Source organism: Spirosoma sp., from assembly GCF_048594605.1.
In the GTDB taxonomy this organism is placed as follows: domain Bacteria; phylum Bacteroidota; class Bacteroidia; order Cytophagales; family Spirosomataceae; genus Spirosoma.
Genome location: NZ_JBMDWV010000409.1, coordinates 1 through 8,562, shown reverse-complemented (window position 1 = coordinate 8,562; position 8,562 = coordinate 1). Strand labels below are relative to the sequence as shown.

Genomic DNA, 8,562 nt, shown 5'->3' with positions numbered 1-8,562 from the left:
GCCGATGCGCCCACCATCTGAACACCCGACAGGGCCAGTCCACCCCGATAGTCGATGTCAGCGCCCAGATCAGGCAGCTTTACGTCGTTCTGCCACGACATAAACCGTGGATACGTAACAGGGCCACCTTTTTTCTTGCTGACGTATTCGAAAACACCTTTTACAGGTTTCATGGCCCCATAAGTAAGTGTTACGTCATCGGCCATTAATCTGGGACTCATCGTCGTTAAGGCATAGTCGCTCAACGTAACGAAAATATCGGGCCGACCGGCAGTCTCCCAGGTGAACTTCCCACCCTGTCCTACAAAAACACCGTCTTTAAGCATCAGGTCGCCGTTGGTATTTGCCAGAACAGCCGAATCGCCGTTTGCGACCATAGCCAGCGACACGTCTTTCAACGTAATAACTGCGCCCGTTACCGACGGAATGGGTCGACGTTGTGGAATGTATTGTGTTCCCAGCGAACGCGGCTGCGTCGAATCCGATGAAGCGGGGGTGTCCCATCCATCAAAACGAGACCGCTCCATCGACGCCTTTACCGATGCCAGTGAGTCGGCGGCTGTTTGCGGCTGGCCTGGCTGAGTGGCTACCGGCGCCCCATCGACGTAGCGAAACTGAAACGTACCGCCCTGCGCATACAGCTTGTTGTACGTACTGGCGTAGAGTTCGTGCCGTTCCAGAAAACGCCGGGCTGTTTCCAGGCTGCGGGCAAAATTTTTCGGATCGTTGGCCTCGAACAGCTTTTCGGCAATGGTCAATAAACCGTCAACGTTCGCGGGCGAAGCAGGCTGTTGCTGAGTTGCCAGGTAAATCGCTTCGTATAGAGGAGCAAAGTACGGAGCGGCCTGCAGCCGTTTCTGATTCATTTTCCGGCTGAGCGCCATTACCCGTTCCTGCTGCTGGGTCGACAGTCGATTTTCCGACCAAACGGTTTGCAGATTTGTTCCGGCACGTACGGCAACTCCTCCGCCCGTTGCCATCAGCTTTTGCACTTCAGCCATAAACTGATCGGGTTTATCGGAAAGTCGCACCGCCTGACCCAGGGCCGCTGGTAGGGTCAACAAACTAATCAGGACTATTTTATAAAAACGATTCATTACGTATTTGTTGGAAAAAGCTTAACCACAAAGAACATAGAGCCAAATCTTATGTGTATCGATGTAATGTCTGGAATTCTCTATGCCCTGTGGTTGATCAACTATTTGTTTAATTCTTTTGAAAAGCAAGCGACGTCCACTCGTGATTTGTCATGCGATTAATAAGAGAAAGGCCCGACTCGGTTGCTTTCTGCTGAATATCGAGCGCATCATGCTCATAAAAACCACTGACAACCAGATGCCCTTTTTGGGGGATAAGACGCGTATAAATCGGAATTTCAGCCAGTAATACGTTCCGGTTTATATTCGCCAGCACAATGTCGTATTGGCCTTCCGGATCAACGTCATTAATCGTTCCCTGAAAGACCGTAACCTGCGGACTATCGTTCAGCTCGGCATTTTCGCGAGCGTTTTCAACGGCCCATTCTTCAATGTCGAACGCTACTACGTTGCTGGCACCCATTTTAGCGGCCAGAATTGCCAGAATGCCCGTTCCACTTCCTACATCCAGTACGTTTCTGTCCACAAAATCGAGTGCCAATTGTTGCTCCAGCATCATGGCCGTGGTTTCGTGATGGCCCGTACCAAACGACATTTTCGGATTAATGACAATGTCGTAACGAAACCGGGCATCCGACTGATGGAAGGATGCCCGGACCCGGACTTGGCTCGCCACTTCGATCGGCTCATAATCGCGCTCCCACTCTGCGTTCCAGTTTCGTTTTTCTAACGAACTAACTTGGTAGGCTATTGCAGTCTGATCGGCGTATTTATCAACGAGTTCCTGTACGGACGCTTCGTCAAAATCAGCTTCTGTTACGTACGCATTCAGCCCCTCATCGGTTTCCACAAACGAGTCATAGCCAAGTTCAGCCAGTTCGGCCGTAAGGATATCGCTATAATCAGGCGATACGTGCAGTTGAAGTTCGATGTAATTCATGTATCAAAGTAACGAAAAAGGGCAAGCCATTTGGCTCACCCCTCACAGAAGTAGCGGTGATTTGTTCGTTAGAGCGTTCCTGTTTTCATTTTTTTGAGCGTTTCTTCAAAAGAAGGCACCATCGGGGAGCTTCGTTCCTTTTCTTTCCTGACGGCTTTTTCCTGCCATTCCACGGCTTCTGACTTACGCCCTAACCGATAAAGAATGTGAGCGTACGTATCGAGCAAACTGCCGTCTTCCCGGTATTCGAGCGAGCGTTTTGACCAGGTTAATGCTTTTTCGAGATAAACAGGATCACGAGTCATCTGCTGAAAATCCCAGGCAGCCTCATTCAGGGCTCCTACGTAGCGTTGTGTGTTTGGATTCAGCATGAATGAAATCTGCCCCGGTTTTATAGATACTTTGTTTGTACCATTTTGAACAGGCATTTCACCACGCATCCGGCGCTGATTATCCAGTTCGTCCAGTTTTTGAATCGAGTCGACCCGGGCCGTCATGAACTGCGAGTCGTAATAACTGGATGCCGTCCGCAGGTACTGTAGCGTATCCTGAATTCCTTTGAAATAGCGCATCATCACCCATTCATAACCGCCCGTCCCTGCTTTTAAATCGTTCCGATACGTTCGTAGTTTAAAGGTGGCGGTACGGCTCGCTAAAACGTCGTCTTTTTCTTTGACCGCTTTACGTAATGAATTATTGATAATTCGATTATTGTATTCTATGGCTTTGTTCCAGCCAGCGGCTCGATACAAGCTATCGGTTCGGGCGTAGTTTCGCTGTAATACTAGGTCCGCTTTACTGCCGACAACTGGCCCTTGCTCAAGAATAAACCGCATCAAATCCGCTGACTGCAATGAATCGGCGGGTAGGCTTTGGATATAGTCATCCAGTACGTCCTGAAGCGACAAATCCATCTCACGTAGCCGACCTATGTATGTCCGCATTAGCGTTGATGATCGATTTCCGCTTTTATAAGCCTCGGCCAGTTCAGCCAGTGGTTGTTCGCTCTTGCGCTTAATGGCTTCTTCGGCTTTTTCCAGATACGCCCGATCGAAGCTTGTACTACCACAGAAGCGCGACAGCAGACTTTCGTCGGTATCCAGATAAACAGAAGATGGCAGGCAAACTACTTCTAATTTTTCGGCGAGTTCTTTGCCTATTCCCGTTGTTCCGTCCGTACGAAAACTGATAAAGTGCTGGGCAAACTTTTCCCGTATCAGAGAACTGTTGAAGGCTATAGACGCTACGTTACTGCAGGTTCCACAATCGGGTTTATCGAAGTGCACAAAAATCAGTTTCTTTTGCTTCTTCGCTTTTTTCAATACGTCGGTCCAGTTTCCCTGCTCAAAAACAATGCCCTGGGCCTGCAGATAACCAGTTGCGAAAAGTAAAGTGACAATCAGTACGTAGATCGCTCTCATTGGGCAATATGCTGAGTGTTGTTAAAGAATAGTAACGTTGTATTAATGGATAGAAATCCGAATAGAGTGGCATCACTTGTTTCCATCTCTGTTACGCTAAACTTAGTATATAAATTTAAGAATTAATGAACATTCTAACCTACGAAAAAGTAGACGAGCCACATTATTATTTCTGAATACGTTCCAACCTTTTGCCCAAGTCCTTGCCCTTTAGTCTGAAGCAACGTTAAAGCCATGTTCCGCTTGGCCACATCGACCGACATATCTGAACGAGACCTCGTCGACCGTTGTCGGGCGAATGACCGTGTAGCGCAAAAAATACTGTTCGAGCGATACAAACGTGCCATGTTTTCGACGGCTTACCGGATCATTAATGATTACGACCACGCCAACGATGCGCTACAGGATGCTTTCGTCGAAGTGTTCCGGAATCTGAATCAATTTGCCTTTCGCTCGACGCTGGGTGCCTGGATTAAAACGATCGTCGTTCGGCAGGCCATCCGGAAACAGCAACTGGAAGATCGCTTTCTGACGCTCAGTGAAGCCATTCACGATGAGCCAGTCCCCTTTCGTGATTCGCTCACCGGTGAGGAACTGGACGTAGCGATACGTTCCCTGCCTGATGGTGCCCGAACGATTTTTCTGCTGATTGAAGTCGAAGGATACGCGCACAAAGAAGTTGCCGATATGCTTGGCATTTCAGAAGGCACATCAAAATCGCAGGTGAGCTACGCTAAAAAGCTATTAAGACAACGACTCTCATGAACGACGCGCTGCCCCCACTTCCTGAATATGAGCCTCGTGCTGACTTATGGGCACGTATTGAAGCCGATTTACTACGTAGCGCGGAAGCGCCGGAAAAGCCGCTCAATCGCGCTGTTCAATCGTTGCCAACTCATGAACCTAAAGCCGACTTATGGATAGCGATTGAAAGGCAACTGGATAAGACCGTCGTTCGTCCGCTCTGGAGTAGTAGTTCTCAACATTGGCTGGGTACGAGTGTAGCGGCTGCGGCCGTTGTTGTGCTCGTTGGCATTTGGTGGTATCTGTTACGTCCGGCAGATGCAGAAACGGTACGTATCGAATACGCTACGGAGTCGGTTACTACGTCCGAATCCGACAAATTGACCAAAACAGCAACGGTTGACAAGGTTGACGAAGCGTTTATTGCCCGCCAATGTGCCGAACAAAAGCGGGTTTGTCAGCGGCCCGAAGTGCACGAACTACGGAATCAACTTGTTGAACTGGCTACAGAAAAGCAACGTATTGAGCAGGAGCGCCAGGTTTTTGGCGATGACCCAGATTTGTTACGGGCGCAGGTAAAAGTTGAAAATCAGCGCGCCGAAATCGTGAAGGAGCTGATAACTATTCTCCGCTCATGAAACCGGTTCTACTCTCTTTTCTGCTCTGGCTACCGCTGTTGGGCCGTTCGCAAACGCCCATACAGGTGGTTACGAAGGTGATCGAGAAAACCTTGCCTTACGCCGATGGCCAGCTTATTCAGTTGAACGCGCAAAAAGCCGACGTAATCCTGAAAGGCTGGAATCAGGCAACCGTTTCGGTTAAACTTCGGCTCATTGCCAAACATCCCGACCGGGCTGTAGCTGAGCGCGAAGTGACGTATCATCAATACGTATTCCAGAATGAAAACGGCCACATTGCCTTGGCGAACCGCTTTGTGATTCCGCAACGAGCCGGAAAACTTCAGAGCCAGCTTAAAGCTGTTTATGAGATCAACGTACCAACCAAAGCTCCAATCGCGCTGACGAATGCCTTCGGCGACATGCACCTGACGGATCTGGCTGGCGATGTAAATCTGACGTTTGAATTCGGAAAACTTAGCATGGAATCGCTCAGCGGCAAGGTATCCGTTACGTCCAGTTACGGCGATATTGACGGTCGGAATCTACATACTACGTTAACGGTCAAGGCCGAAAAGGCCGATGTTGTGCTGCGGGATCTGGGGGGCACGGTTACGATTCAAAGTCGCTATGGTACGCTCAATACCCTGCCTGCTACGTCCTTAAACGAATTGATTATCGATGCGACACGTACGGACGTAGCAGTGAGCCTGAAACGATTACTAGATTTCCGATTTGACGTTGCCGCTACCTCTGCCGAAATCTATGTACCGGAAGAACTGTCAGACCTGATCAGCAAGCGGGGCAACAAGCAATCATTCCGTTATTTACCCAATGGCCGCAAATCGGAAATCAGAATTCAGAATAGTTACGGCAAAACGAGTATTCAGAACGATAAATCGGTGATTACCACTAATCAGAAACGGCCATGATACTACGTATACTTACCGGAATACTGTTTCTTACGGCATTAAGGTGCAGCATTTTTGCGCAGTCAGTCGACTCAACCCGACTAGTGTATAGTCAGGAAGTCGATAGTTTGTCCACTACGCCACAGAGCCGTTCGGCTAAAGTATTTTATCGCCGATTTATACGTGCGCAGATTGAAGAAAAAACATTGATAAAAGTAGGAATTCTGCCTACGTCTATCTGGAGCGGCCCAGACCAATTACCTCGATGGGGGCTCAAAAGCGAAGTGGCGATCGAACGAAAATTAACGCCTGCTTTCTCTGTACTGCTTGCCGGACGCACACGTTATCAGCATCTTGGTCCTTCTCAACAAAACGCCGTTTTGACGGGTGTGCTGGCTGGCCGATGGTATTACAACATGCCCAAACGCATTCGTCAGCAGAAAAGCGCTAACAATATTTCAGACCAGTATTTAACGCTTGAGATCAATCAGCAAATCTGGCGAAGTACGCCTAATTCTGGCCTGATTCCAACGTCTCCGAAACCCGGCCCTTTAGTTCGACTTGCCTTTGGTACTCAGCGTCGTTTAGGTCGCTTTAGTTATCTGGATGCGTCTATTGGGCCAGATTATAGTCGAGCTCGACCTCGCCCTCTTGATCTGACCATCGCATTTATGGTTGGCCTGGGTTTGTAAACGCTCTCAACTTTCGCTACGTATCAGCGCCATAATTGGTCTGGGCTGGTAAGGATTCTTTTAGTGAGCGGCTTTTACATTTGGAGCGCTTTTGTAGATTTAGGCGAATTCCTGTACTAGTTCCGTTGCATGAAAAACGCTTTTCTAATTATCGACGCTCAGTTTGATTTCTGTCATCCCGACGGCGCTTTGTTTGTACCCGGTGCCGAACAGGACGTAGCACGTATTGCTACGTTGATTCGACAGCATGCCCAGCAGATCGATCATATTGTTGTTACGCTCGATACACATCGTATTTTAGATATTGCTCATTCGTTATTCTGGCACGATACGTCGGGCAATCATCCTGAACCTTTCACGCCAATCTCTGCTGCCGACGTAGACGCAGGGCGCTGGATACCGCGGTTTTCGGCGGAGAAAGCCCGGCAATACGTTCATGATCTGGAAGCCGACGGGCAGTTTTCGCACTTTATCTGGCCCGAACACTGCCTGATTGGCTCGCGTGGAGCCGCTTTGCACGATACGTTGCTGGAGGCACTCAAAGAATGGTCGGGCGTACGAAATCTCGACTACGTAGCGATTCAGAAAGGGCTGTATCCGCTATCCGAACATTTCGGCATTTTTCGGGCACAAGTCCCTGATCCTGACGTACCCGAAACACAACTCAATACATCGCTGATTTCCGATCTGGAACGCTTCGAGAATGTTTTTCTGATGGGCGAAGCCAAATCACATTGTGTTGCCAACAGCCTGAAGCAAATTCTGGATTTTGCGCCGAGTCTGGTACCTAGGCTCGTTGTCGTTACTGACTGCATGTCGGACGTAGCAGGGCTTGGCCACCTTGGTGATCCGATTTATGCCGAGGCCCGCAACAGAAAGGTTCGTTTTGTTGAATCCAGCGCCATTTTCCGGTAAAAACCCGTACCTTTTCGGCGTTATGGAAAAGACACTATCCCTATTCCCGCTCAATTTAATTGTTTATCCGGGCGAGGATTTAAACTTGCACATCTTCGAGCCGCGTTACCGGCAGCTAATTAATGAGTGCCTGGAAGAAGAAAAAACGTTCGGAATCCCGGCGTTCATTAATAATAAATTACCCGGTTACGGCACCGAAATGCACGTAACAACGCTGCACAAACGCTACCCTGACGGCCGTATGGATATTAAATCGAAGGGGTTAGCGGTTTTTCGACTCGTAAATTTTGAAAATCCTGTTGCGGGTAAGCTTTACGCTGGTGGAGAGGTCGAACTGATCAAGCCAGGAGATGGTTTTATCGCCCACTCAATAGCGCTGACCGAACGCCTGGAGCAACTCTATGATCTGTTACAAATGGATACGGATTATACAGCCACAACCGAGAATCTCTCGTACAAAGTTGCCCATAAAGTTGGCTTATCGGTAGAACAGGAGTACGATTTACTGACGCTCGAAACAGAAGCCGAGCGCCAACTTTTTCTGATTCAGCACCTCAACAAGGTGTTGCCCGTTGTGTCGGATATGGAGCGTACGAAGCAACGTATCAAGATGAATGGTCATTTTAAAAACCTTGATCCGCTTAATTTTTAATGGTGAATTAGCGAAATTTACGTACTGAGATTCTAGCTGACGGGAATCGGCATTAGTTTTTCTCCTCTACTTTCCCGACTTTTTTAGTTCGTTTTGGAAGCTGCTCAGCCAATTCCTGTAAATTTTTGATAGGCGGACGAGGCTTCTCAGCCTCGCCAATTAAAAATCCATAAGGCTTGAGCGAATCAACCGAGTCAAAGATGACCTTGATGATTGCCGTAAGTGGTAGCGCCAGTACCAGACCTGGCAGTCCCCAAACGTTTTCCCATAGAATCAGGACAATAATAGCGGCCAGCGGGTTTATGCTTACCTTGGCTCCGACAATATAGGGGGTAATGAAATTACCTTCCAGCGCCTGAACGAACAGAAAAACCCCAATTACGCCCAACGCTTTGAGCGGGTTATCCTGGGTTACCAGCGTGTATGCCGCTGGAAGAAGCGATCCCAGCGAGAGACCGAAGTAAGGAATCAGCACTTAGCAAGCGCCAAAGAACCCAAAGAAAACGGCGTAATCGACGCCTAGTATTAATAACCCAACCGTCATTAACGTACCGATAATCAGAATTACTAATA

General features: G+C 48.6%; 8 protein-coding genes and 2 pseudogenes. 6 read left to right on the top strand and 4 right to left on the bottom strand.

All coding sequences use genetic code 11. The features are described 5' to 3' along the window. From ACOJS8_RS25530 to ACOJS8_RS25520, 3 genes and pseudogenes are all read right to left on the bottom strand, one after another. Positions 1–1,097, bottom strand: a pseudogene (locus tag ACOJS8_RS25530) (hypothetical protein); the annotation flags it as partial. A 109-nt stretch (positions 1,098–1,206) separates the two neighbouring features. Continuing rightward, complete coding sequence (gene prmA, locus ACOJS8_RS25525; protein ID WP_420151388.1) at positions 1,207–2,037, bottom strand: 50S ribosomal protein L11 methyltransferase; 831 nt, start codon at positions 2,035–2,037, stop codon at positions 1,207–1,209. Positions 2,038–2,105: 68 nt separating this feature from the next. Next, positions 2,106–3,458 (bottom strand): hypothetical protein, encoded by a 1,353-nt coding sequence (locus ACOJS8_RS25520; protein ID WP_420151387.1) that lies wholly within the window; start codon positions 3,456–3,458, stop codon positions 2,106–2,108. Positions 3,459–3,692: 234 nt separating this feature from the next. Here ACOJS8_RS25520 and ACOJS8_RS25515 point away from each other — a divergent pair, with 234 nt between their 5' ends. From ACOJS8_RS25515 to ACOJS8_RS25490, 6 genes are all read left to right on the top strand, one after another. Beyond that, positions 3,693–4,223, top strand: coding sequence for an RNA polymerase sigma factor (locus ACOJS8_RS25515; protein ID WP_420151386.1), 531 nt, complete (start codon positions 3,693–3,695; stop codon positions 4,221–4,223). Beyond that, positions 4,220–4,840: a hypothetical protein gene (locus tag ACOJS8_RS25510; protein ID WP_420151385.1), complete on the top strand. Its 621-nt coding sequence runs from the start codon at positions 4,220–4,222 to the stop codon at positions 4,838–4,840. Before ACOJS8_RS25515 ends, ACOJS8_RS25510 begins: the two co-directional genes overlap by 4 nt. Then, positions 4,837–5,751, top strand: a complete 915-nt coding sequence (locus tag ACOJS8_RS25505) for a DUF4097 family beta strand repeat-containing protein (RefSeq protein ID WP_420151384.1) — start codon at positions 4,837–4,839, stop codon at positions 5,749–5,751. Before ACOJS8_RS25510 ends, ACOJS8_RS25505 begins: the two co-directional genes overlap by 4 nt. Next, positions 5,748–6,422 carry a hypothetical protein gene (locus ACOJS8_RS25500; protein ID WP_420151383.1) on the top strand — a complete coding sequence of 225 codons (675 nt, stop codon included), beginning with the start codon at positions 5,748–5,750 and terminating at the stop codon, positions 6,420–6,422. The genes ACOJS8_RS25505 and ACOJS8_RS25500 overlap by 4 nt, the downstream gene beginning before the upstream one ends. A gap of 129 nt (positions 6,423–6,551) precedes the next feature. Then, a complete protein-coding gene (locus ACOJS8_RS25495; protein WP_420151382.1) occupies positions 6,552–7,337 on the top strand; it encodes a nicotinamidase in 786 nt (261 codons plus the stop codon). Between the two features lie 22 nt (positions 7,338–7,359). Continuing rightward, complete coding sequence (locus ACOJS8_RS25490; RefSeq protein WP_420151381.1) at positions 7,360–7,989, top strand: LON peptidase substrate-binding domain-containing protein; 630 nt, start codon at positions 7,360–7,362, stop codon at positions 7,987–7,989. A 52-nt stretch (positions 7,990–8,041) separates the two neighbouring features. On the opposite strand, the pseudogene ACOJS8_RS25485 reads toward ACOJS8_RS25490, so the two are convergent. Then, positions 8,042–8,562 (bottom strand): annotated as a pseudogene (locus ACOJS8_RS25485) (AI-2E family transporter); the annotation flags it as partial.